This window comes from Azoarcus sp. CIB (genome assembly GCF_001190925.1).
Classification (GTDB): Bacteria; Pseudomonadota; Gammaproteobacteria; order Burkholderiales; family Rhodocyclaceae; genus Aromatoleum.
Genome location: NZ_CP011072.1, coordinates 2,350,115 through 2,373,687, shown reverse-complemented (window position 1 = coordinate 2,373,687; position 23,573 = coordinate 2,350,115). Strand labels below are relative to the sequence as shown.

Genomic DNA, 23,573 nt, shown 5'->3' with positions numbered 1-23,573 from the left:
CGCCATGGCGATCAGCGTATTCGAGATGTTCAAGGTCGGCATCGGCCCGTCCAGTTCCCACACCGTGGGACCCATGCGTGCCGCCCTGACTTTCGCGTCCGGCCTCAAGGACGACGGGCTGCTGGCGCGCGTGCGGCGGGTGAAGGCCGAGCTCTACGGCTCGCTCGGCGCGACGGGCAAGGGCCACGGCAGCGACACGGCCGTGCTGCTGGGGCTGGAAGGAGAGGCCCCGGATCTCATCGACCCCGATACGGTCGAGGCGCGCCTCGTGCGCATCCGCGAGGCCAAGCGCCTGTCCGTGATGGGGCTGCATCCGGTTGCATATTGCGAGAAGACCGACCTCGTCTTCCTGCGCCGCCAGACGCTGCCCTACCACCCCAACGGCATGCGCTTGACGGCCTACGGCGAGGGCGATGTCGAGCTCGTGAGCCGGGTCTATTACTCGGTCGGCGGCGGCTTCGTCGTGAATGAGGCAGCCGCCGGCGCCGACCGCATCGTCGAGGACCGCACCGAGTTGCCGTATCCCTTCCACAGCGCCGACCAGCTGCTCACCCAGTGCGCGGTGAACGAGCTCTCGATCAGCCAGCTGATGCTGGAGAACGAGAAGGCCTGGCGCAGCGAAGCCGAGACGAGGAACGGCTTGCTGCACATCTGGAAGGTGATGCAGGCCTGCGTGCGGCGCGGCTGCGAGATCGAAGGGACGTTGCCCGGTGGCATGAAGGTGAAGCGCCGCGCCGCCGAGATGCACCGCAAGCTTTCGGGCACCCCCGAAGCCAGCCTGCGCGATCCGCTCACGACGATGGACTGGGTGAACCTCTACGCGCTGGCGGTGAACGAGGAGAACGCGGCGGGCGGGCGCATCGTCACCGCGCCGACCAACGGCGCGGCCGGGATCATCCCCGCGGTGCTGCATTACTACTACCGCTTCATCCCCGGCGCGACCGAGGACGGCGTCGTGCGCTTCCTGCTCACGGCCGCGGCGATCGGCATCCTCTTCAAGGAAAACGCTTCCATCTCCGGTGCCGAAGTCGGCTGCCAGGGCGAAGTCGGCGTCGCCTGCTCGATGGCGGCCGGGGCGCTTACCGAAGTCATGGGCGGCACGCCGGAGCAGGTCGAGAACGCCGCCGAGATCGGCATGGAGCACAACCTCGGGCTCACCTGCGACCCCGTCGGCGGGCTGGTGCAGGTGCCGTGCATCGAGCGCAACGCGATGGGCTCGATCAAGGCGATCAACGCCGCACGCATGGCATTGCGTGGCGACGGCAAGCACTTCGTGTCGCTCGACAAGGTGATCAAGACCATGCGCGACACCGGGCGCGACATGAAGGACAAGTACAAGGAAACCTCGCGCGGCGGGCTGGCCGTGAATGTCATCGAGTGCTGAAGATCAGGAGAACAGAGTCATGCAACATTACTCAGGATTCGGGCTCGTCAAGCACGCGCTCACCTACCACGAGAACTGGCAGCGGGCGTGGCGCAACCCGACGCCCAAAAAGAAGTACGACATCATCGTCGTCGGCGGCGGCGGCCACGGGCTCGCCACCGCGTACTACCTCGCCAAGGAACACGGCATCACCAACGTCGCGGTGGTCGAGAAGGGCTGGCTGGGCGGGGGCAACACCGCGCGCAACACCACCATCGTGCGCTCGAACTACCTGTGGGACGAGGCCGCGTGGCTGTACGAGCACGCGATGAAGCTGTGGGAAGGCCTGTCGCAGGATCTGAACTACAACGTGATGTACTCCCAGCGCGGCGTCATGAACCTGGGGCACACGCTGCAGGACATGCGCGACATCCATCGGCGTGTGAACGCCAACCGTCTCAACGGCATCGACGGCGAGGTGCTGGATGTGAAGCAGATCCAGGAGATCGTGCCGATCATGGACTGCTCGAAGAACACGCGCTACCCGATCATGGGCGCCTCGTGGCAGCCGCGCGGCGGCGTCGCGCGTCACGACGCGGTGGCCTGGGGCTTCGCGCGCGGCGCCGATGCGCTGGGCGTCGACATGCTGCAGCAGACCGAAGTCACCGGCATCCGTAAGAGCGGCAACAAGGTGCTGGGCGTCGAGACCAACCGTGGCTTCATCGCCGCCGACACGGTGGGCGTGGTCACCGCCGGCAACTCCGGCGTGCTCGCGAAGATGGCCGGCTTCCAGCTGCCGATCGAATCGCACCCGCTGCAGGCGCTGGTGTCCGAGCCGATGAAACCCATCCTCGACACCGTCGTGATGTCGAACAAGGTGCACGGCTACGTGAGCCAGTCCGACAAGGGCGACCTCGTCATCGGCGCGGGCATCGACGGCTACAACGGCTACGGCCAGCGCGGCAGCTACTCGACCATCGAGCACACGCTGCAGGCCATCGTCGAGCTCTTCCCGATGTTCTCGCGCGTGCGCATGAACCGGCAGTGGGGCGGCATCGTCGATACCTGCCCGGACGCGTGCCCGATCATCTCCGCGACGCCGGTCGGCGGCCTGTTCTTCAACTGCGGTTGGGGCACCGGCGGCTTCAAGGCGACCCCGGGCTCGGGCAACGTGTTCGCGGCGACCCTCGCCGCCGGCAAGCCGCACCCGCTCGCCGCGCCGTTCTCGATCGACCGCTTCATCTCCGGAAAACTCATCGACGAGCACGGCGCCGCGGGCGTCGCGCACTGACAGGAGCTGCACATCATGCTGCACATCTACTGCCCGCACTGCGCGGAATACCGCGAAGAGGAAGAGTTCCGCCCGAAGGGCGAGGCGCACATCGCGCGCCCCGTGGCGCCCGAATCGACCAGTGACGAGGACTGGGGCAACTACCTCTTCTTCCGCAAGAACCCGCGCGGCCTGCACCACGAGCTGTGGTACCACGCCGCCGGCTGCCGCAAGTTCTTCAACGCCACGCGCGACACCGTGAGCTACCAGATCCTCGAAACCTACAAGGTCGGCCAGAAGCCATCCATGGTCGCCGGCCAGTCCGCAGACAAGGGGGCGTCAAAATGAGCCAGAGCAATCGACTGGGAACCGGGGGCCGCATCGACCGCAGCCGCCCGCTGCGCTTCACCTTCAACGGCGTCGACTACCAGGGCTTCGCCGGCGACACGCTCGCGTCCGCCTTGCTCGCCAACGGCGTCGATGTCGTCAACCGCAGCTTCAAGTATTCGCGGCCGCGCGGCATCGTCGCCGCCGGCGCCGAGGAGCCGAATGCGATCGTGCAGCTTGGCGCGACCGAAGCCGGCCAGGTGCCCAACGTGCGTGCAACGCAGCAGGCGCTCTACGGCGGGCTCGTCGCCGCGAGCACCAATGGCTGGCCCAATGTCGACCGCGACCTGATGGGCGTGATCGGCGGCATCGGTGGTCGCTTTATGCCGCCGGGCTTCTACTACAAGACCTTCATGTCGCCGGCGTCGATGTGGCCGAAGTACGAGAAGTACATCCGCAAGGCGGCGGGTCTCGGGCGCGTGCCGAAGGAGAAGGACCCCGACCTCTACGACCACATCAACCGCCACTGCGACGTGCTGGTGATCGGCGCGGGCCCGGCGGGTCTCGCCGCGGCGCTGGCGGCGGCGCGTTCCGGCGCACGCGTGATCCTGTGCGACGAGCAGGAGGAGATGGGCGGATCGCTGCTCGATTCGCGCGAACTCATCGACGGCCGGCCGGCCTCGGCCTGGGCGGCTGCCGTGCTCGCCGAACTGGCGACCCTGCCCGAAGTGCTGGTGCTGCCGCGCACCACCGCCAACGGCTACCACGACCACAACTTCGTGACGCTGCACGAGCGTCGCACCGAGCATCTCGCCGACCTCGCGCCCAGCATCAACGGCCGCCGCCAGGTGCGTGCGCGCCTGCACCGCGTGCGCGCCGGCGAAGTCATCCTCGCGACCGGCACGCACGAGCGTCCGCTGGTGTTCTCGAACAACGACGTGCCGGGCAGTCTCGTCGCGGGCGCCGTGTCGACCTACATCCGCCGCTACGCGGTCGCGCCGGGCCGCCGCCTGGTGCTATCGACCTCGAACGACCACGCCTACCGCGCCGCGCTCGACTGGATCGATGCCGGCCGCGAGGTGGTCGCGATCGTCGATGCGCGCGAGCATCCCGAGGGCGACCTCGTCAATGAGGCGCGTGCGCGCAACATCCGCATCATCCCCGGCTCCGCGGTGATCGAGGCGCAGGGCAAGAAGCGTGTCAGCGGTGCGTTGGTCGCCCGCATCGACATCGGCGGCTTCCGCGTCGCGGGCCGTGTCGAGACGCTCGCCTGCGACACCATCGCCACCTCCGGCGGCTACAGCCCGGTCGTGCATCTCGCGGCGCACACCGGCGCGCGCCCCGAGTGGCGCGACGACATCCTCGGCTTCGTGCCCGGCAAGGTGCCCGGCATGACCCCGGTGGGCGGCGTGCATGGCAAGGGCGCGCTTCCTGACGCCCTGGCCGACGGTGCCGCCGCGGGTGCCGCGGCCGCGCAGCGCACCGGCTTCAAGGCCGAGGCGCCCGCGCTGCCCAAGGTCGCCAAGCTGCGCGAAGGCAAGGCGGTGGCGCTCTACCAGGTGCCGCACGTCAAACCCGCGATGCGCGCGCCCAAGCAGTTCGTCGACCCGCAGAACGACGTCACCGCCGCCGGCATCGAGCTTGCCACGCGCGAAGGCTTCGAGTCGATCGAGCACGTCAAGCGCTACACCGGCATGGGCTTCGGCACCGACCAGGGCAAGCTCGGCAACATCAACGGCATGGCCATCGCGGCGCGCTGCCTGAAGCAGACGATCCCGCAGACCGGCACCACGGTCTTTCGCCCGAACTACACGCCGATCACCTTCGGCGCGATCGCCGGCCGCCACTGCCGCGAGTTCTTCGATCCCCGTCGCTACACCGCGCTGCATGCGTGGCACGTCGAGCACGGCGCGAAGTTCGAGGAAGTGGGCCAGTGGATGCGCCCGTGGTACTTCCCGCGCGGCAACGAGACCATGCACGAGGCGGTGCAGCGCGAATGCCGCGCCGTGCGCGAAGGCGTCGGCATCCTCGACGCCTCGACGCTGGGCAAGATCGAGATCCAGGGCAAGGACGCCCGCGAGTTCCTCAACCGCATCTACACCAACGCCTGGACCAAGCTCGACGTCGGCAAGGCACGCTACGGCCTCATGTGCAAGGACGACGGCATGGTGATGGACGACGGCGTCACCGCCTGCCTCGCCGAGAACCACTTCCACATGACCACCACGACCGGTGGCGCCGCGGCGGTGCTCGACTGGATGGAGCTGTGGCACCAGACCGAGTGGCCGGAGCTGGAGGTGTATTTCAACTCCGTGACCGACCATTGGGCGGCGATGGCGATCAACGGACCGAACGCGCGCAAGCTCCTCGCGGAGCTCACCGACGACATCGACCTCTCGGGCGAGAACTTCAAGTTCATGGACATGCGCGAAGGCACGGTCGCCGGCGTTCCGGCCCGCGTCTATCGCATCTCCTTCACCGGCGAGCTGTCGTACGAGATCAACGTGCAGGCGAACCATGCGATGCACGTGTGGAAGGCGCTGTTCGAGAAGGGCGAGAAGTATGGATTGACGCCCTACGGCACCGAAACCATGCACGTGCTGCGCGCCGAGAAGGGCTTCATCATCGTCGGCCAGGAAACCGACGGCTCGGTGACACCGGAGGACCTGGGCATGCAGTGGTGCGTCGGCTACAAGAAGCCGTTCTCGTGGATCGGCCGACGCGCGCTCACGCGCCCCGACACGAAACGCGAAGACCGCAAGCAGCTCGTCGGCCTCAAGCCGATCGACTCGAAGCTCGTGCTCGACGAAGGCGCGCAGATCGTGCTCGACAAGGAAATCCGCATCCCCATGCCGATGGTCGGGCACGTCACCTCGAGCTACTTCAGCCCCACGCTGGGTCATTCGTTCGCGCTCGCCGTCCTCAAGGGCGGCAGCCAGCGCATGGGTCAAACCGTTTATCTGCCGATGGCCGACGGCCGGGTGCATGCGGCCGAGGTCGTGAGCCCGGTCTTCTACGATGCGGAAGGAGCACGTCATCATGTCTGAGTTCGCACCTGAGTTCGCCCAAATGGAACTGAATCCGCGCGTCGCGGTGAAGTCGGAATCCCCGTTGGCGATGACCCGCGCGCACGTCGCGCAGGCCGCCTCGCAGCAGGAGGCGAGGGTGGTCGTGTGCGAGAAGGCCTTCCTCGGCCACCTCGTGCTGCGCGGCAACGCCGGTGATGAAGCGTTCCGCAACGGTGTCGAGCGGGCGCTCGGTCTGGCGCTGCCGCTCGAACTGGGGCCGATCTCCCTCGACGAGGCGCGCGGCCTCAGCATCCAGTGGATGTCCCCCGACGAGTGGCTGATCATCGTGCCGTCGGGGCAGGAGTTCGCTGCCGAGGCGGCGCTGCGCGCGGAGTTGAGCGGCCACTACGCGGTGATGAACACCAGCGGCGGGCAGACGGTGCTGGAACTCAGCGGCCCCTGCGTGCGCGAGCTGCTGATGAAATGCACGCCCTACGACGTGCATCCGCGCAACTTCCCGGTCGGCAAGGGGGTCACGAGCGTGTTTGCGAAGAGCTCGGCGGTGATCCGGCGTGTCGGCGAGGCGCGCTGGGAACTCGTCATCCGGCGCAGCTTCGCCGACTACCTCTATAGCTGGATCCTCGATGCGGCGGAGGAATTCGGCGTCTTCGTCGCGGCGGGCGAGGCGGCCCGTCCGGCCGCCCGCGATGCCGCACGCGAGCTGGCGACCGAGGCGAGGTGAAGGCGATGAGGCTCGACCGCATCGAAGCGCCGGCGCCCGCGCGGCCGGGCCTCGCCGTCCCGGCCGCGGCGCCCGCGGAGACTTGCGAGGACACGATCTTCCTGCGCGGCGTCCGCGTCGAGGCGTTGATCGGCGTGTACGAGCACGAACGCCACGCGCCCCAGCCGCTCGTAATCGACCTCGAACTGGGCTTGCAGCACGCGCGCTGCTGCGCCAGCGATGACCTGCGCGACGCGGTCGACTACGGCCAGGTGCTCGCGGCCGTGCGCCGGCTCGCGCAGGTGAACCGCGCGGTGCTCCTGGAAGCCTTCGCGCAGAACGTCGCCGACGCGCTGCTCGCGGGCTTCGAGCTCTCGTCGGTTGCGATCAGCGTCAGCAAGCCGGCAATCTTCGACGCCGCAGACAGCGTCGGCGTCTCGATCCGGCGGCGTAGGGTGGGGATGCTGCGGGCATAGCCGCAGTGGCAGGGTGTTCGATCGGCCGGCCACCAGGTGCGGAGGTCCGGGAATTGGCAGGACCATGCCGCGACCGGCGGGAAAATGTGCTGCTTCGCGTCAGTCGACCTTCGCGCCCGAGTCCCTGACGGCCTTCGCCCATTTGGTGCTTTCGGCGGTAAGGAAGGTGTCGAGGGCGGCGGGCTGGGCGATCTGCCTGAGGGTGAGACCGATGCTCTCGAGCTGGCGCACGTCGCCGCTCTGTTCCGCTCCCTGCAGTTCGGCGGCGAGCCGATCGACGATCGGACGCGGCGTGCCGGCGGGGGCGAACAGGCCCCACCAGGCGGTACTTTCGACCTTCACGCCGGCCTGCGCGAAGGTCGGGACCTGCGGCAGCACGGGCGACGCTTCGGCCGAGCTGACCGCGATGACCTTGAGCTTGCCGGCGCGGACGTGCGGCAACACCGACTGGAGCGGATCGAACGCCAGTTCGATGTGGCCGCCGAGCAGATCCTGCAGCGCTGCGGCGCTGCCCTTGTAGGGGACGTGGGTGAGCGGGGCGGCGCTCGCCTGCTTGAACATCTCGCCGGTCAGGTGGCCCGGTGTGCCGTTGCCGGCAGTGCCGAAGCGCAGCGATTGGCGGTCGGCGAGTGCGAGCAGTTCAGCCACGGTGTTGGCGGGGACGGACGGATGCGCGACGAGCGCGACCGGCGCGGCGGCCAGGATGGCGACGGGCGCGAGATCCTTGCGCGGGTCGTAGCTGAGCCGGGCGTAGAGCGCGGGGTTGATTGCGGCCGTCCCGACCGTGCCGAGGAGCAGCGTGTAGCCGTCCGGATTCGCTTTCGCGACGTTGTCGGCACCGACGTTGCCCCCCGCGCCGCCGCGGTTCTCGATCACCACCGGCTTGCCGAGGCTGCGCGTTAGCGCCTCGGCGAAGGGGCGCGCGACGATGTCCGTCGGACCGCCCGGCGGGAAGGGCACGACGAGCTTGATCGGCTGCGCGGGGTAGGGCGTGTCGGCGGCGGGAACGCTCGTGGGGACGGCGGCCGTGAGGAGTGCGGCAGCGACCGGCAGGAGGCGGCGGAGGAAGTGCAGCGAGGGGCTCATGGTGGGCTCCATGGAATTCAGCGATAGATGTGGATCAGGCGTTCGGCCGGGTCGATGCGCACGAGGTCGTCGTTGCGCACGAGCGCGAGGGCATCCGGTTCCCAGCCTTCGGTGAGCGTGATGCCGGCAAACGCGGCGCCTTGCACCATGACGGGGTTGGTGACGCCGAACACCAGCGCGCGCGGCGCGAGCTTCTTGGCCGCAATGTCGGGGAAGGCCCAGCCGGCGGCGATGCCGCCCTTGGCGGTAGGGAAGAAGCAGATGCGGTCGACGATGCTGCGGCCTTCGAGCTTGTGGCCCGGTTTCGTGATCAGGCCGGTCCAGCGGTCGAGGTCGTAGCGCGGCGAGAAGCCTTCGGTGGAGACGAGCGCCAGGCCCTCGACCGGCTCTCCGACCGCGCGTGCGACACGCAGGCTGGCGATGTGCTGTCGCTCGCTCACGATTGCGCGCCCGTCACACGTCCGGTGAGCGCCGCGGCGACGCACTCGTCGGTGCGCCGCAGGATGGTGTTGAAGCGATGCGCACCGATGATGTTCACGAGCTTGGCCGAGTTTGAAATCAGGTTGTGCCAGCCGTTGCGCCTGCGCATCTCAGAGAGGTTCTGCAGGATGTAGAAGCACACCCCTTCCAGGATCGTGACGCCGGCCTCGCGCAGCGTCGCGAGGTAGCCGAGTGCCTCGGCGTCGCGAGCCGGACCGCGGCCGGTGGTGACGAACACCTGGCAGCCGGGATGTACGCGCTGGCCCGCGAAGCGCTCCGCGAGCGCCTTCAGTTCGAAGAGCGAGAGCTGCGGACCGGAGAAGACCACCAGCGTCGCGTGCGGGTCCGACACGTCGTAGCCGCCATACACGCGGTCGAGTTCGGCACGGCCGATGCGCAGGGCGGGCTCCGGCGGCGTGCCGCCAAAGGCCGTTGCAAGGTCAGGCGCTTCGGGCGTGACGCCGACGATGTGGTACATGCCCATCGATCCGTAGCTCGCGAGCGCGCAGCCGAGATGCTTCAGTTCGTCCGCCGTCGGCGTGCGCCGCAGGCCTTCGAAGACCGGGACGGCGTAGTAGTCCTGGCGGAACTCGCCCGCCAGCTTGCCCAGCGCGCCCCAGTCGGCGAGGTCGTCGAGATCGGTGTCGACCACGATGCGGAAGGTGCCGCGGCGATGGCAGTCGAGGTGGAAGCCGTAGCGCGGCGTGCGGCCGGTGATGCCGGCGGCAAGCGCCGCGGGGCCGCTCTCGAAGTTCGTGCGCGCGCCGAACACCGAATTGGCGTAGATCACGGTGCCGGTGTCGCCCCATGCGACGTGCTCGCCGAGGTGGGGTTGATATACCGTCTGGTAGTTGATGCAGGTATCAGTGGTGACGACGTTCATCGCCTGCAGGTGCGCGATCAGGCGCCTTTCCTTGGCTATTTCCTCTTCGTCTTGCCCGAGTCGCGCGGCATGGGCGAAGTCGGCACAGCGCGCGTTGGTGGTCACCGGCACGCGGCAGCGCGCGCCCTTGCTGCGGAAGCAGCCGAGGTGCGCGAGGCCGCTGTCGCCCATGACCTCGATGTCGCCCATCATGTGGGCGTTGGTGATCGGGACGAAGTCTTCTGCGCCGAAGAATTCGCCGACGCGGATCTGGTAGGCGATGGCCTCGGCGACGGCTTCGCCGTGTTCGCCCGCGAGCATCGCCTGTTCGAGTGCACTGAGCCGCATCAGAACGCCGCTCCGACGACGGCGGCAGCGATGAGAGGATCGGCGGGATCGGGTGCGGCTCTATTCGGCTTGTCGGGGTTTTCTGCAGCGGTCATCGGATTGGCTCCTGAGTATTGGTAATCGATCGTCGAAGGTCGCTCGACGATCGGCGCGTCAATGCCAAAACTCTATTCATCCGACTTGGCGAACAGAAACAAGAAAACCCGATTTGTTATGCAGAAATTATTGATTGCAGTTCGCGCGATATTGACTTCATCGCATGCGAATCAAATTGTGTGGCTCTCGAGTGGGAGTGATGGAGCGGCTGCTTTCCTGATCTGACGCGGGTTTCAGTTTTTGTTCCGTCATGATTTGCAATGCAGAAATCGAGATTTGTGGCTTCGATTACGGGTGTTAACTTGGCTTCATCGTCATTGCCAGGATTCACCCGGGATCGCCATGAAAATCAGGATTCTCAATCGTCGGGATTCGTTCGCAGGCCTTCTGTTCATTCTTCTCGGATTGGCCGGAAGCCATACCGCATCCGGGTATCCGCTGGGGTCGGCGATGCGCATGGGGGCCGGTTATTTCCCCCTGCTGCTGGGTGCCGTGCTCGCGGTGCTCGGTGCGATCGTCCTGATTCGCAGCGTGCACGTGACGGATGACGAGCCGGCCCAGGACGACGGCTTCGCGTTGCGGCCGGCGGTGCTGGTCGGGGCGGGCGTCATCGTGTTCGCACTCGTCGTGCAGCAACTGGGCCTCGTGCTCGCGACGGTGGCGCTGACGCTGGTGAGCGGCCACGCGCATCGCGAAGTGCGCTTCGGCGAACTGCTGGGGCTGAGCGCCGTGCTGTCGGCCTTCGGCGTGGCGGTGTTCGCCTACGGCCTGGGCGTGCCCCTGCCGGTCGGCCCTGCCTGAGTGGTGCTGTGATGGAACTGCTGTCTCATCTTGCGATCGGTGTCGACGCCGCCTTCACCTGGACGAACCTGCTGTACTGCTTCGCCGGCGTGACGCTTGGCACGCTGATCGGCGTGCTGCCGGGGCTCGGGCCGGTCGCGACGATCGCGATGCTGCTGCCGGTGACCTACGGCCTGCCGCCGACGTCCGCGCTGATCATGTTGTCCGGCATCTATTACGGCGCGCAGTACGGCGGCTCGACGGCGGCCATCCTCGTGAACATGCCAGGCGAGTCGTCGTCGGTAGTCACCTGCCTCGATGGCCATGCGATGGCGAAGCAGGGCCGCGCGGGCGCCGCGCTCGGCATCGCGGCGATCGGCTCCTTCTTCGCCGGCACCGTCGCGACGCTGGTCGTCGCCGTGGCCGCGACCCCGCTCGCCGCCTTCGCGCTGAAATTCGGGCCGGCGGAATACTTCGCGCTGATGGTGCTCGGCCTCGTCGCCGCGGTAGTGCTGGCGCAAGGCGACATCCTCAAGGCGGTGGCGATGACGCTCGCGGGGCTGCTGCTGGGTCTCGTCGGTGTCGACGTGAATTCGGGCGAGGAGCGTTTTACCTTCGGCCTGCCGCAGCTTGCCGACGGCATCAGCTTCGTCGTGATCTCGATGGGCATCTTCGGCATCGGCGAGATCATCGCGAACCTCGAACGCGACGAACGGCGCGACGTGGCGGCGCTGCGGGTAGGGCGCATCCTGCCGTCGCGCGAGGATTACCGCCGCTCATGGAAGCCGGTGCTGCGCGGCTCCGCGCTCGGTTCGCTGCTCGGCGTGCTGCCGGGCGGCGGCGCGATGCTGGGCTCGTTCGCGTCCTACATGGTCGAGAAGCGACTGGCGAAGGATCCGTCGCGCTTCGGCAAGGGCGCCATCGAAGGCGTCGCCGGGCCGGAGTCGGCGAACAACGCCGGCGCGCAGACCTCCTTCATCCCGCTGCTGGTCATGGGCCTGCCTGCGAATGCGGTGATGGCGCTGATGATCGGCGCGATGATGATCCACGGTATCGTGCCCGGCCCTCAGGTGATGAGCGAGCGGCCCGAGCTCTTCTGGGGCGTCATCGTCAGCATGTGGGTGGGCAACGCGATGCTGCTGCTGTTGAACCTGCCGCTGATCGGCGTATGGGTGAAGCTGCTCGCGGTGCCGTATCGGATGCTGTATCCGGCGATCCTGCTGTTCTGCTGCATCGGCGTGTACAGCGTGAACAACCAGATGTTCGACGTGCTGTTGACCGTCGCCTTCGGCCTGCTCGGCTACCTCTTCATCAAGCTGCGCTGCGAGCCCGCGCCGCTGCTGCTGGGCTTCGTGCTCGGGCCGATGCTGGAGGAGAACCTGCGCCGGGCGATGCTGCTGTCGCGCGGCGATCCGACGGTGTTCGTGACGCGTCCGCTGAGCCTGGCGCTGCTGCTCCTGGCCCTCGGCCTCATCGTCGTCATGGCCCTGCCGCGCCTGCGCGCGACCCGCGAGGTCGCGTTCGCCGAAGGCTGACGCCACCGTTCCTCGCCGCAAACACGCATTTCCCCATCCCGTTTCCATTCCGGAGCCGATCCGTCATGACCATCCATCCGCCGCGTGCCAATGCCGCGCTCCACGACTTCGACGTGCCCACACGCGACCCCGCCGAATACCTCGCCGTCCTCAATACCCGCCGCTTCGACAAGCTCAAGCGTCAGATCCGCTACGTGTGGGGCAACGAGGACTACTACCGCCAGCGTTTCCTCGAGGCCGGCATCGATTCGCCCGAGGCGATCCGCACGCTCGACGACTTCCGCCGCCTGCCGGCCTTCCTCGACAAGGCGCGCCATCGCGACTCGCAGGATGCCTCCCTTCAGCGCTACGGGCATCCGCTCGGGCTGCACCTGACGACCGCCCCCGAGAACGCGATCCATCTCGCCGCGACCTCCGGCACCACCGGCACGCCGACCTTCTACGTGTTCTCGCGCAAGGATCTCGACATCACCTACAAGGTGCTCGGCCGCATGTTCCGCGCCGCCGGCATTCGTCCGGGCGACACCACCTTCCATGCGTTCGGGCTGTCGCTGTGGCTTGCCGGCATCACCTACGTGCAGGCGCTCGAAGCTTACGGGGCGCGGCCGGTGGCGGTCGGGGCGGAGGGTGGGGTGCCGAAGATCCTGCGCTACATCGAACTGACACGTCCGCGCGTGCTGTTCGCGACGCCGTCGATGGTGAACCAGTTGATCGAGCGGGCACCGCAGGAGATCGGCAAGCCGGTCGGCGCACTCGGCATCGAAATCATCTACTGCTCCGGCGAACCCGGTGCGAGCCTGCCGACCTTCCGTCAGCGCGTGCGCGAGCACTTCGGCGCGCAGGTTTTCGATGCGACCGGCGGCGCCTGGCACAACGGCACGATTACCTGCGACAGCGAGCATTCGCACGGGATGCACTACCTCGCCGAGGACTACTGCTTCCGCTACGACCTCGTCGATCCGGCCACGAAGGCGCCGCTCGAGCTGAAGGACGGCGCGGTCGGGGAGGCGGTCCACACCGCGCTCGAGTACGAAGCGGCGCCCGCGTTCCGCAATGCGACCGGCGACATCCTGCGCCTCCACGTCGGCGAGTGCCCGGGCTGCGGCCATTTCGGCACGCGCATGGAGATCATCGGCCGGGTCGACGACATGCTCGCGATCAAGGGCGTGAAGGTGTATCCGGCGGCGATCCAGAACGTGGTCGGCCAGTTCCGTCCGCAGGTCTCGGGCGAGCTGCGCATCCGCCTCGACGCACCGCCCCCGCGCGTCGAACCGCCGCTGCGCCTCGCCATCGAGGCCGCGGCCGACACCCCGACCGCAGACTGGCCGGCGCTCGGCGCACGCATCGAGCAGCGCATCCGTGAGTTGCTCACTTTCCGCCCGCAGGTCGAGATCGTGCCCTTCGGCAGCTTCCCGCGCAGTGGTGCGAAGACGAAGCTGATCGAGATCGTGGGGAAGGGGGCGTGATGGCGGGCGCCGACATCGACGAATCCGCGATCCTTGGATTCGCACCGGCGCACGACCGGCCGATCGCTTACATGGAGCGCACGCGGGACTATTACCTCGCGCTGGGTTACGACAACCCCTACGTGTGGGCACACTTCGCCGAGGTGCCGTTCGCGCCGCTCGCGAAACCGCTGTCGGCGAGCCGGCTGACCATCGTCACGACGGCGGCGCCGTACCAGCCCGACAAGGGGCCGCAGGGGCCGGGTGCGCCCTACAACGCGGCCGCGAAGTTCTACGAGGTGTATTCGGGCGACAGCGCGGTCGACCACGACTTGCGCATCGCCCACGTCGGTATCGACCGCAAGCACGCGTCGATGGCCGATAGCGCCTGCTGGTTCCCGCTGCCGGCGCTGCGCCGGGCGGTGGCGCGGGGTCGGGTCGGGGCCGTGGCAGCGCGCTTTCACGGCGCGCCGACCAACCGCAGCCAGCGCCGCACGCTCGACGTGGATGCGCCCGAAATCGTCGCCCGTTGCCGCGAAGATGGCGTCGATGCGGCGCTGCTGGTAGCCAACTGCCCCGTCTGCCACCAGACCCTGAGCCTGGTGGCCCGCGAGCTCGAGGCGGCCGGCATCGGCACCGTCGTGCTCGGCTGCGCCAAGGACATCGTCGAGTACGCAGGCGTGCCGCGCTTCCTGTTCAGCGACTTTCCGCTCGGCAACGCCGCGGGCCGCCCCGACGACGTGGCGTCCCAGGACTACACGCTGGAACTCGCGCTGCGCCTGCTGGAAGCGGCGCCCGCGGCGCGCACCACCGTGCAGTCGCCGCTGCGATGGGCGACCGATGCCGTATGGAAACTCGATTACGCCAACGCCGCCCGCCTGCCGGCCGACGAACTGGCACGCCTGCGCGCCGACAACGAGCGCGCACGGCTGATCGCCCGCGACCTGCGTGCGGCAGTGGCGCCGTTAGACGCGGCCACCACGACGAACTGAAACGAACCTCAAGCACAGGAAGGAGCCCATGTCCTCAGTCACGTATACCTCGCGCAACGGCATTGCCGAAATCGCCATCGATCGCGCGGACAAGTACAACATCATCAACCACGACGTGGTGCGCGAGCTCAACGCCGCGTGGCACCGCTTCAACGCGAGCGACGACCGCGTCGCGATCCTCACCGGTACCGGCGAACGCGCCTTCACCGCCGGCGCCGACCTGCGCGACATCCCGCACGATTTCTGGCGCGCGGTGCCCGGCGTCGGTGTGCCGGTGACGAAGCCCGTGATCGCCGTCACCGCCGGGCTCGTGGTCGGCGGCGGGTTGGTGCTGGTGCAGATGGCGGACCTCGCGGTCGCTGCCGACAACACCGTGCTGTCCTACCCGGAAGCGAAGGTCGGCTACAGCGGCGGCCTGATCAGTTCGCTCGCCGCCCGCATCCCGCACAAGGTCGCGATGGAGCTGCTGCTCGTTGGCGGTTCGATTTCAGCGCAGCGCGCTTACGAGGCGGGCCTCGTGAATCGCGTCGTGCCGCTCGGCCAGCAGCTTGACGTCGCGCGCGAACTGGCGCAGCAGATCGCCGCCAATGCGCCGCTGGTGGTCGGAATGCTGAAGGACTACGTCGGGCAGGTGCTGCCGAAGGGGCCTTCGGAAGCGGCGGCGATCGCCCGCGCGCGCGTCGAGGCGGTGAACAGCGCCGAGGACTACCACGAGGGCATCGCAGCCTTCATCGAAAAGCGCGCGCCGCAGTTCGCCGGGCGCTGAAAGCCATCCCCCGACATAGGAAAGAGAGAATGAATCCATCACAATCCCCGCGCGCGCTGTCGCGACGACGTTTCATCCCGTTCCTCGCGCTGACCGCCCTGGCCGCCCTCAGTGCGCCCTTCGCGGCACATGCCGAGACCTGGCCCGCGCGCCCGCTGAGGCTGATCGTGCCCTACCCGCCGGGGGGCGCCGCCGACTCGGTGGCCCGCATCTATGCCGACGCGCTCGGTGAATCGCTCAAGCAGGCGGTCGTCGTCGAGAACAAGCCGGGCGCCGGAACCGCGATCGCCGCCGAAGCGGTGGCCAATGGCCCGGCCGACGGCCATACCTTGTCGCTGGTGCCGACCGGGCAGCTGACGGTGCTGCCGCACATCGCGAAGAACCTCAAGTTCGACCCCTTGCGCAGCTTCGCTCCGGTGTCGACGCTGGCCTTTACCGGCCTCGTCATCGCGGCGAACGATTCCGTGCGGGCGAAAAACCTCACGGAGCTCGTGACGCAGGCGAAAGCACAGCCGGGCAAGCTGTCCTATTCGTCGAGCGGCAGCGGCACGATCACCCATCTTGCCGGCGCATCGTTCGGGCTCGCAACGGGCGCCGACATCTTGCACGTGCCGTTCAAGGGCAGCGCCCCCGCGGTCACGGCGGTGCTCGGCGGCGAAGTGAACCTCGCAGTCGACACGCTGACGGTGCTCGCCCCGCAGATCCGCGGCGGCAAGCTGCGCGGGCTCGCGATCGCGTCGCGCGAGCGTTCGCCCCTGCTGCCCGAGGTGCCGACCGTCGCCGAAGCCGGCTACCCGGATTTCGAAGTCACCTCCTGGTTTGGCCTCGCGGTCCCCGCCGCCACCCCGCCCGAGATCGTCGCCCGCCTCAGTTCGGAGATTGCGCGCGCCGCCGCCCAGCCCTCCGTGCGCAAAAAGCTCGCGGCCCAGGGGCTGGAGGCGCGCTCATCCAGCCCCGAGAAGTTCGCCGAGCTGATCCGCAACGACCACGCCAAGTACGGCCGCGTCGTGCGCGAGGCCGCCATCCGTTTCGACTGATCCCGATTCATATCCCTTGGAGCCATCCATGCCTGCACACAAGAAAACCAATATCCGCGCCGGACTCGTCCGTGTCGTCGCAGCCGGCGTCGTCTCGCTGCTGTCGATCGGCGCGCATGCCGACGTCTATCCCAGCAAGCCGCTGAAGCTCATCGTCGCGTTCCCGCCCGGAGGCGCATCCGACATCGTCGGCCGCTTCTATGCGGAACAGCTGTCGACAGCGCTCGGCCAGCCCGTTGTCGTCGAGAACAAGCCGGGTGCCGGCACCGCCATCGCGGCGGAAGCCGCGGCGAAGTCGGCTCCCGACGGCTACACCCTGTCGCTGGCCCCGGCCGGACAGCTGACGATCCTGCCGACTCTCGCCAAGGACCTGCGCTACGACCCGGTCAAGGACTTCGCGCCGGTCGCGATCGTCGCGTCCGTGCCCTACGTCGTCGCCGCGAACGGCACGGTCAGCGCCAATTCCCTGCAGGAACTCGTCGGCACCGCGAAGGCGCAGCCGGGCAAGATCAGCTACTCGTCATGCGGCAACGGCACCCTGTGCCACCTCTCGGGGGAACTCTTCAAGAGTCTCACCGGCGTCGATCTGCTGCACGTGCCTTACAAGGGCAGTGCGCCCGCGGTCACCGCGCTGCTCGGCGGCGAGGTCAATCTCGCCTTCGACACGCTCGCCGTCCTCGCGCCGCAGGTCAAGGCCGGCAAGGTCAAGGGCCTCGCGATCAGCAGCGCGAAGCGCTCGCCCGTGCTGCCCGACGTGCCGACCGCCGCCGAAGCGGGGCTGAAGGGCTTCGAGGTGGCGTCGTGGTTCGGCATCGTCGTTCCGGCCGCGACACCCAAGCCGGTGGTTGAGCGCCTGCACGCCGAGTTCGCGCGTATCGCCAGCCTGCCGGCGACGCGGGCGCGGCTGGCCGAGCAGGGCCTCGACGTCGAGACCAGCACGCCGGGCGAGTTTGCGCGCGTGATCCGCGAGGACAGCGCGAAATGGGCCAAGGTCATCGCCGAATCGGGGGCGCGCATCGAATGAGGACGAGCGCGCGCGACGTGTTCGACCCGCAGACCGGCTTCGCGAAACCCCTCGTCTCCGGCTACGCCAGCGACGTCGGTCCCAACCTCTGGAGCTGATCCGATGCCCGGAAAGATCGCAACACGCACCTACGCCGATGTTCGCGCCGCCCTGCTCGAACACCGCGAAATCGCGCTGCTCGACGTGCGCGAAGAAGACCCGCACGCACAGGCCCATCCTCTGTTCGCGGCGAACTTCCCGCTCGGGCGCATCGAACTCGATGCATACGCGAAACTCCCGCGGCGAGACGTGCCCATCGTGGTGCTCGATGACGGCGAAGGTCTCGCCGAAACCGCCGCCGCGCGCCTCGCCGCCCTCGGCTACACCGACGTGACCGTGCTTGCGGGTGGAGTGGCCGGCTGGCGGGAAGCGGGTGGCGAGCTGTTCCGTGACGTGAACGTGCCGAGCAAGGCCTTCGGTGAGCTCGTCGAGGCCGAACGGCACACGCCGTCGCTCGCGGCGGAGGAGGTCAGGGCGCTGCTCGACCGCAATGCCGACATCGTCATCGTCGACGCGCGGCGCTTCGACGAATACCACACCATGAGCATCCCGACCGCGACCAGCGTGCCGGGCGCGGAGCTGGTGCTGCGCATCGCCGAACTCGCACCGGATCCGGCGACGCAGGTAATCGTCAATTGCGCCGGACGCACGCGCAGCATCATCGGCACGCAGTCGCTCGTGAACGCGGGCATCCCCAACCCCGTCGCGGCGCTGCGCAACGGCACGATCGGCTGGACCCTTGCGGGGCTGGCCCTCGAACGCGGGCAGGAGCGTCGTTTCAGCGAAGTCTCCGAGGCCAACCGCGCGCGCGCCGCACAGGCAGCCCGTGCGCTCGCCGAACGCGCCGGCGTGCAGCGTGCCACGCTCGCCGACGTCGATCGCTGGCGCTCGCAGCAGGGCCGCAGCACCTATTTCTTCGACGTGCGCACGCCCGAGGAATACGAGTCCGGCCATCTGCCGGGATTCCGTCCGGTGGCGGGCGGCCAGCTCGTGCAGGAGACGGAAATGGTGGCCCCGGTGCGCGGCGCGCGCATCGTGCTGGTCGACAACGACCGGGTACGCGCCAACATGACCGCCTCGTGGCTCGCGCAAATGGGCTGGGACGTCCACGTCATCGACGACGTCCCCGCGGTCGATTTTCGTGAGCAGGGCGCGTGGCGTGCGCCGCTACCGTCCCTGCCGCGCATCCGCCGCATCCTGCCCGAAACGCTCGCCCGCTGGCAGGTCGCGGGTGAGGACGTTGCCGTGCTCGACTTCAGCCCCAGCGCCCAGTACCGCCAGGGCCACATACCCGGCGCGTACTTCGTCCTGCGCTCACAGCTCGCCGATGCGCTGCAGGCACTCCCGCGTCACCAGCATTACATCCTCACGTGCGACGACGGCCTGCTTGCGAGCTTTGCGGCGCCGGAGCTGGACGCCCTTGTCGATGCGGGCGTGTGGCTGCTCGACGGTGGCAACCGCGCATGGTCAGCGGCGGCACTGCCGCTGGAATCGGGCGAGACCCGGCTCGCATCGCCGCCGATCGACCGTTATCGCCGCCCCTACGAGGGCCCCGACAACCCCCGCGAGGCGATGCAGGGCTATCTCGACTGGGAATTCGGCCTCGTCGCGCAGCTCGCCCGCGACGGCACGCACGGCTTCCGGGTGATCTGATCCACGCGTGAGTTGAACCGTGCAAACCGCCACAGACCCAGCAGTCCGCCGATGACGAGCGGGATGCCGCCGAAAATCTGCATCGGCCGGCTAACGGCGCCGGAGAAGAACAGCACCCAGGTCGTCGGCGCCAGGAAGGCAACGAGAAGAACCGTGTGATTGAGGAACAGCAGCCAATGACGCCGGTCCGGGAAGGCCGCCGAGACGCCGGCGCAAAGGAAGGCGACACCGAAACTGGTGATCTGCCAGTGATGCGGCGTCGCGAAAAGCCCCTGTTTCTTCGAATGGGGAAGATCCGGGATGACGCCGAGCGACAGGAGCACCACGTAGACGCCGATCACCACGAAGAACAGCGGAAGCCAGCGTGGGACTTTCCGTTCGTTCGTCATGGAGACTTCGCGCCCCTTCTTCGGCGCTTGCCGCGCGCCCACAAATTTCGCAGTCGCGCGAGCATCTCTTCACCGGAGGGAGTCCCCGACACGGCATCGAGGCACACCAGATGGTCCTCGTCTTCACATGCCGAACTATGCTGCGCGACCGGGAACGGCGCCTCGCGGTCCAGGGCGCAGACCACCACCCAGATATTCACTTTCCTTGCGGTGTGGCCCCTGCAAATACGCTTTTCCAAGGTCAGTTTCGTCACCGAGTCCCACGGCAGGAAAACGCCCGGTCCCGCGAAACGGCGCCGGTCGGCCTGGTAGAAGATCGTTACGCCGCGCTCGTCGGCGCGATACATGAGCGGCGGTCGCCAGGTATCTCGCAGCCCGATCAGCAGTCCCACGACCATCAGTATCACCATCAGCCAGGCGAAGCCGCTCACCGGCGCCGGCAATGAACCTCCGGCGCGGACGAGAGCGAAGCCCGCCGCCGCGGCCAACAGGCCGCAGCAGGCCGCAAGGAAGGCGGAAATGAATCGCCGAGAGTGTACCAACTGCATCGGATCCTTCAGGGGCTCAACAGGGAGTGCGGAAATAAAGGATGGTCGGATAATACCGACGGCATTGTGCCGTCGCTCGCACCCCCGGGCAATCATGTAGCACCGTTGGGCTGACGACCGGCAAGTCCTCGGCCTGACCGGCCGTCGGCAAAGCTGTGCCAACTACGACCGCAATGTATGCGTCAGCAGTTGGAGGCCGCAAGCCGGCCTTGAATATTGCTTCGCAGTTCTCCCTATATCCGGTCCCTACCGATAGGGGCCGCAGGCCTCGCGTATAGCGAACCACTACGACAAGCGGCGGACCCGCTACCCGTTAGTTAATCGCTCATGGTCTAAAAGGGTTAGCCAAATGCGATGTTGTGATTTCCACCGCCGTCCTCTTGCGGTAACATTTCATTTCTTGCAACATACATCGCCAACGGCATATAGCGCGCTAATCGGATAAATTCCGATTTCACGAAATTCCGCAGGCGCGAACGAAAAACGGAAATTTCTGCGTGGCGCCGTGGCGAACTCCTATAACCTATTTATTAGCCATTCGTGGGCTTACCACGACGCTTATGACCGCTGAAGATATCGATCCGATATCTTGATCAAATAAAAATAAGCAGGTCTTAAATCATCGAAAAAGGAACGCTTAATGGCCAAGATACGGGTTTTTATCAGTTTCGACTACGATTACGACGAAACGCTCAAGACGTTCCTTGTCGGTCAAGCAAAGAATGAAGGCAGCCCCTTCGAACTCGCCGATTGGTCGATCAAGGAACACATCGACGACAACTGGAAAGCCAAGGCCCGGACGCGTATCAAGGCTGTTGACGTTGTCTGTGTCATCTGCGGAGAGCACACTGACACGGCTACTGGCGTAAGCGCAGAGCTTAAGATCGCGCAAGAAGAAGGCGTCTCGTACTTTCTGCTCAAGGGCTATGCAGAAAAGACGTGCAAGAAGCCTAGGGCAGCCAAGGACGCCGACAAGCTGTATAAGTGGACTTGGGAAAATCTCAAGAATCTAGTCGGTGGAGGTCGCTGATGAAGCGAGCGCTCGTCATCGGGATCGATGACTATTCAAACAGTCCTTTGCGCGGATGCGTTAACGATGCCATTGCTGTTTCACAGCTGCTTCAAACTAATGGGGACGGTTCACCGAACTTCTCCGTTCGGACGCTAACCAGCAATGATGACGACGTCGGAAATGCGGCTGTTCAACAAGCGGTTTCCGAACTGTTCAGAGGTGGCGAGGCCGAGACCGTGCTACTTTATTTCGCCGGACACGGGATTCTAAATCCCGAGACGGATGCTGGTTACATCGTCGGTAGCGATGGTCGTCGTGGTGCTTGGGGGATGTCCCTGTCTGAAATCCTTGGACTCGCAAATAGTGCGCACCCAAAGATTCGGTCGAGTATCGTCATCCTAGATTGCTGTCATTCCGGCTATGCAGGAGAAGTTGCAGGATTGCCTGCCGGCAGCCCGTCGGCAATTGGCGTGGGCGTCACCATCCTAACTGCAAGTCACCGCGACGGGGCGGCTGAAGACGGCCAGCGCCATGGACTCTTTACCGACATTCTGCTCGACGGACTTCAAGGTGGCTGCGCGGACATACGCGGCAATATCACACCGGCCTCACTCTATTCTCATGTCGACCAGACGCTCGGCGCTTGGGAACAGCGCCCGATTTACAAGGCAAACGTTCAGAGTTTTGTGACGCTTCGCCAAGTCGAACCCAAGATTCCATTCGATGTACTTCGCCGACTTCCGTCGTACTTTCCCGACCAAGCGCATATATTTCCACTTGACCCGTCGTTCGAACCGGACCGCGAAAATGTGCCAGACGAGTTCAAGACTGTTCCAGTCAATGAAAGTAACGTTCGAATCTTTAAAGAACTTCAAAATTGCAACAGACACGGTCTGGTGGTGCCGGTGGACTCCGAGCACATGTACTACGCGGCGATCCATTCAAAAGGCTGCAGGCTCACCGCGCTTGGTGCACATTACCGCAAGCTTGCGGAACTGAAGCGCCTCTGACAGCGTACTGCCTACGAATTCACTACTTAGGAGTCGGCCATCAAACCCTACATCATCCTTCAACGAAACTCGGCGCACCAAACGCGAGGCCGTGGCTCGGACACATTAGTTGCCGCGCACATGGCGATACCCGCCTTATCCACCGAAAGGATCCCGGATCAAGCCATCGCCGAATTGCTCGCCGATCCCCGGGTGGAACTCGTTGCGCCCGTGATGCCGATTCGCTTGATTGCCCCCCTATCTTGCGAGGCCCCCATCCCGGGGCATTCGGACGCGAACTGGGGCGTCGAAGCTGTCAGAGCTGACCAAAGCCGGTGCTCGGGCGCAGGGGTAACGGTAGCCGTACTAGATACCGGTATTGATCGCGCTCATCCCGCATTCAACGGTGTCACCTTGGTCGAAAAGGATTTCAGCGGTCATGGCGATGGAGACCGACAAGGCCATGGGACGCATTGTGCTGGGACCATTTTTGGACGGGACGTGGGGAAGCGCATCGGCGTTGCTCGCGGTGTGGATCGAGCACTGATTGGCAAGGTTCTCGGAGACGATGGATCAGGTCAGTCCGATATGATTTTCAACGCACTAACTTGGGCAATGCAGGAGCGCGCTGACATCATCTCCATGTCACTGGGCTTCGATTTTCCCGGAATGGTGGCTGGATTGACTCGGGATGGCTGGCCGATTGACCTCGCTACGTCGAATGCGCTGGAGGCATACCGCGGGAACCTACGCATGTTCGATGCGATCATGGGCGTTGTTAAAGCGCAGGCTGCATTTGGCATCTCCCCGCTGATTGTCGCTGCCGCCGGCAATGAGAGTCGGCGCTCAGTGAACCGCGAATACCGGATTGCTGCTTCTCTGCCTGCTGCGGCCGATGATGTAATCTCCGTGGCAGCTGTAGGTCGCGCCGCCGAGCGGTACGCTGTAGCGGATTTTTCCAATAGCCTCGCAAACATCGCCGGTCCGGGCGTGGACATCACGTCGGCATGGCTGGGCGGCGGACTGCATACCATTAGTGGGACCAGCATGGCCTGTCCGCATGTCGCGGGCGTCGCAGCACTCTGGTGGGAATTCCTGCGTCGCTCCGGCGCGAGACCAAACGCCAAGAATGTGACGGCGAGATTGCTGGCACATGCACGTAAGGACGTGTTCGCCGACAACAGTAACGAAACAGACATCGGCCAAGGCTTAGTAACGGCGCCGCCAGGGTAGGGTTAATGGCCTGATTGATTCGATTCCGACCCGAGGCATGCAGCTACCGAGAGCAGGTAGTGATCAATTCCTCTACGAACTCGCAACATTAACC

The 23,573-nt window shown here is 66.3% G+C and carries 22 protein-coding genes; 17 read left to right on the top strand and 5 right to left on the bottom strand.

The annotated features are described in order from the left end of the window. Positions 1-4 precede the first annotated feature (4 nt). From AzCIB_RS10530 to folB, 6 genes are read left to right on the top strand one after another with little or no spacing between them, the layout of a single operon-like run. The gene (locus AzCIB_RS10530; protein ID WP_050415856.1) at positions 5-1,384 is read left to right on the top strand and encodes an L-serine ammonia-lyase; all 1,380 of its coding nucleotides are present in this window, start codon (positions 5-7) and stop codon (positions 1,382-1,384) included. Positions 1,385-1,403: 19 nt separating this feature from the next. Continuing rightward, positions 1,404-2,654 carry a sarcosine oxidase subunit beta family protein gene (locus tag AzCIB_RS10525; protein ID WP_050415855.1) on the top strand — a complete coding sequence of 417 codons (1,251 nt, stop codon included), beginning with the start codon at positions 1,404-1,406 and terminating at the stop codon, positions 2,652-2,654. Between the two features lie 15 nt (positions 2,655-2,669). Next, the gene (locus tag AzCIB_RS10520) at positions 2,670-2,981 is read left to right on the top strand and encodes a sarcosine oxidase subunit delta (RefSeq protein WP_050415854.1); all 312 of its coding nucleotides are present in this window, start codon (positions 2,670-2,672) and stop codon (positions 2,979-2,981) included. Next, positions 2,978-6,007 carry a sarcosine oxidase subunit alpha family protein gene (locus AzCIB_RS10515; protein ID WP_050415853.1) on the top strand — a complete coding sequence of 1,010 codons (3,030 nt, stop codon included), beginning with the start codon at positions 2,978-2,980 and terminating at the stop codon, positions 6,005-6,007. Before AzCIB_RS10520 ends, AzCIB_RS10515 begins: the two co-directional genes overlap by 4 nt. Beyond that, the gene (locus tag AzCIB_RS10510; protein ID WP_232299409.1) at positions 6,000-6,710 is read left to right on the top strand and encodes a sarcosine oxidase subunit gamma; all 711 of its coding nucleotides are present in this window, start codon (positions 6,000-6,002) and stop codon (positions 6,708-6,710) included. The genes AzCIB_RS10515 and AzCIB_RS10510 overlap by 8 nt, the downstream gene beginning before the upstream one ends. Positions 6,711-6,715: 5 nt before the next feature. Then, positions 6,716-7,165, top strand: a complete 450-nt coding sequence (gene folB, locus AzCIB_RS10505) for a dihydroneopterin aldolase (RefSeq protein ID WP_050418331.1) — start codon at positions 6,716-6,718, stop codon at positions 7,163-7,165. A gap of 99 nt (positions 7,166-7,264) precedes the next feature. Here folB and AzCIB_RS10500 read toward each other — a convergent pair whose 3' ends face one another. From AzCIB_RS10500 to AzCIB_RS10490, 3 genes are read right to left on the bottom strand one after another with little or no spacing between them, the layout of a single operon-like run. Then, positions 7,265-8,251, bottom strand: a complete 987-nt coding sequence (locus tag AzCIB_RS10500) for a Bug family tripartite tricarboxylate transporter substrate binding protein (RefSeq protein ID WP_050415851.1) — start codon at positions 8,249-8,251, stop codon at positions 7,265-7,267. Between the two features lie 17 nt (positions 8,252-8,268). Next, positions 8,269-8,691 (bottom strand): aconitase X swivel domain-containing protein, encoded by a 423-nt coding sequence (locus AzCIB_RS10495; RefSeq protein WP_198149661.1) that lies wholly within the window; start codon positions 8,689-8,691, stop codon positions 8,269-8,271. Then, entirely contained in the window at positions 8,688-9,941 is a 1,254-nt protein-coding gene (locus AzCIB_RS10490; protein WP_050415850.1) for an aconitase X, read from the bottom strand. Before AzCIB_RS10490 ends, AzCIB_RS10495 begins: the two co-directional genes overlap by 4 nt. A gap of 438 nt (positions 9,942-10,379) precedes the next feature. Here AzCIB_RS10490 and AzCIB_RS10485 point away from each other — a divergent pair, with 438 nt between their 5' ends. The 8 genes from AzCIB_RS10485 to AzCIB_RS10450 all read left to right on the top strand — a co-directional run bounded on the left by AzCIB_RS10485 (position 10,380) and on the right by AzCIB_RS10450 (position 19,308). After that, complete coding sequence (locus tag AzCIB_RS10485; RefSeq protein WP_050415849.1) at positions 10,380-10,838, top strand: tripartite tricarboxylate transporter TctB family protein; 459 nt, start codon at positions 10,380-10,382, stop codon at positions 10,836-10,838. An 11-nt stretch (positions 10,839-10,849) separates the two neighbouring features. After that, positions 10,850-12,352: a tripartite tricarboxylate transporter permease gene (locus AzCIB_RS10480; protein ID WP_050415848.1), complete on the top strand. Its 1,503-nt coding sequence runs from the start codon at positions 10,850-10,852 to the stop codon at positions 12,350-12,352. Positions 12,353-12,417: 65 nt separating this feature from the next. Then, positions 12,418-13,818 carry a phenylacetate--CoA ligase family protein gene (locus AzCIB_RS10475; RefSeq protein WP_050415847.1) on the top strand — a complete coding sequence of 467 codons (1,401 nt, stop codon included), beginning with the start codon at positions 12,418-12,420 and terminating at the stop codon, positions 13,816-13,818. Next, positions 13,818-14,789 carry a glycine/sarcosine/betaine reductase selenoprotein B family protein gene (locus AzCIB_RS10470; RefSeq protein WP_050415846.1) on the top strand — a complete coding sequence of 324 codons (972 nt, stop codon included), beginning with the start codon at positions 13,818-13,820 and terminating at the stop codon, positions 14,787-14,789. Before AzCIB_RS10475 ends, AzCIB_RS10470 begins: the two co-directional genes overlap by 1 nt. 28 nt (positions 14,790-14,817) lie before the next feature. Continuing rightward, entirely contained in the window at positions 14,818-15,555 is a 738-nt protein-coding gene (locus AzCIB_RS10465) for an enoyl-CoA hydratase/isomerase family protein (RefSeq protein WP_050415845.1), read from the top strand. Between the two features lie 29 nt (positions 15,556-15,584). Further along, on the top strand, positions 15,585-16,592 hold the full coding sequence (locus AzCIB_RS10460) for a Bug family tripartite tricarboxylate transporter substrate binding protein (RefSeq protein WP_050415844.1): 1,008 nt from the start codon (positions 15,585-15,587) through the stop codon (positions 16,590-16,592). Positions 16,593-16,620: 28 nt separating this feature from the next. Continuing rightward, the gene (locus tag AzCIB_RS10455; RefSeq protein WP_050415843.1) at positions 16,621-17,616 is read left to right on the top strand and encodes a Bug family tripartite tricarboxylate transporter substrate binding protein; all 996 of its coding nucleotides are present in this window, start codon (positions 16,621-16,623) and stop codon (positions 17,614-17,616) included. Between the two features lie 102 nt (positions 17,617-17,718). Beyond that, complete coding sequence (locus AzCIB_RS10450; protein ID WP_050415842.1) at positions 17,719-19,308, top strand: rhodanese-related sulfurtransferase; 1,590 nt, start codon at positions 17,719-17,721, stop codon at positions 19,306-19,308. On the opposite strand, the gene AzCIB_RS10445 is transcribed toward AzCIB_RS10450, so the two are convergent. Both AzCIB_RS10445 and AzCIB_RS10440 read right to left on the bottom strand, forming a co-directional pair. Further along, entirely contained in the window at positions 19,236-19,697 is a 462-nt protein-coding gene (locus tag AzCIB_RS10445; protein ID WP_050415841.1) for a hypothetical protein, read from the bottom strand. The two genes, AzCIB_RS10450 and AzCIB_RS10445, sit on opposite strands and share 73 nt — an antisense overlap. Beyond that, entirely contained in the window at positions 19,694-20,245 is a 552-nt protein-coding gene (locus AzCIB_RS10440; protein ID WP_050415840.1) for a hypothetical protein, read from the bottom strand. The genes AzCIB_RS10445 and AzCIB_RS10440 overlap by 4 nt, the downstream gene beginning before the upstream one ends. A 640-nt stretch (positions 20,246-20,885) precedes the next feature. Here AzCIB_RS10440 and AzCIB_RS10435 point away from each other — a divergent pair. The 3 genes from AzCIB_RS10435 to AzCIB_RS10425 all read left to right on the top strand — a co-directional run bounded on the left by AzCIB_RS10435 (position 20,886) and on the right by AzCIB_RS10425 (position 23,479). Then, positions 20,886-21,275, top strand: a complete 390-nt coding sequence (locus tag AzCIB_RS10435) for a TIR domain-containing protein (RefSeq protein ID WP_050415839.1) — start codon at positions 20,886-20,888, stop codon at positions 21,273-21,275. After that, positions 21,275-22,267, top strand: a complete 993-nt coding sequence (locus AzCIB_RS10430; RefSeq protein ID WP_050415838.1) for a caspase family protein — start codon at positions 21,275-21,277, stop codon at positions 22,265-22,267. Before AzCIB_RS10435 ends, AzCIB_RS10430 begins: the two co-directional genes overlap by 1 nt. 120 nt (positions 22,268-22,387) lie before the next feature. Continuing rightward, positions 22,388-23,479, top strand: coding sequence for a S8 family peptidase (locus AzCIB_RS10425; RefSeq protein WP_083446960.1), 1,092 nt, complete (start codon positions 22,388-22,390; stop codon positions 23,477-23,479). Positions 23,480-23,573: the final 94 nt, after the last annotated feature.